At 68.5% G+C, this 620-nt stretch carries 1 pseudogene; it reads left to right on the top strand.

The features are described from left to right. Nucleotides 1–72: 72 nt before the first annotated feature. Nucleotides 73–620 (top strand): annotated as a pseudogene (locus tag H1D24_RS41610) (IS5 family transposase); the annotation flags it as partial.

Here is a 620-nt window from a genome sequence, read left to right on the forward strand (position 1 = left end):
TAACTGATCATTTCAGAATGAGATCGGTGTGTCGGCTGGCGGCTGACGATCTTCATGGGCAGGGTCTGCGGAGTGTCCGCTGATCTCGTCCCTGATGAACTGTGGGAGCGCATAGCTCCGTTGCTGCCTTCGCACCCGGCTCGCAGGCACCGGCATCCCGGTCGGCTTCGGGTACCGGACCGGGTCGCGCTGGGCGGCATCGTCTACGTCCTGCGTAAGGGCGTTGCCTGGCGTGATGTCCCCGCCCAGGTCGTGGGCTGTTCCGGGGTGACCAGCTGGCGCCGATTGCGGGACTGGACCGAGGCCGGCGTCTGGCCCCGTCTGCACGAGACATTGCTCGCCGAACTGCGCAGGGCGGGCCTGCTGGAGATGGACGACTGCGCGATTGACGGCTCCCACGTCCGGGCGCTCAAAGGGGGGATCATGTCGGGCCCTCGCCCGTCGACCGCGGCCGCCCCGGGTCCAAGCACCACGTGATCGTGGACCGGCACGGCACCCCGCTGGCTGCCTCCTTGACCGGTGGAAACCGGCACGACGTCACCCAGCTCATCCCCCTGCTGGACGCGATCCCCCGGATACGAGGGCTGCGGGGACGTCCGCGCAGCAAGCCCAAGCGCCTG

The organism is Streptomyces himalayensis subsp. himalayensis (genome assembly GCF_013778455.1).
Classification (GTDB): Bacteria; Actinomycetota; Actinomycetes; order Streptomycetales; family Streptomycetaceae; genus Streptomyces; species Streptomyces himalayensis.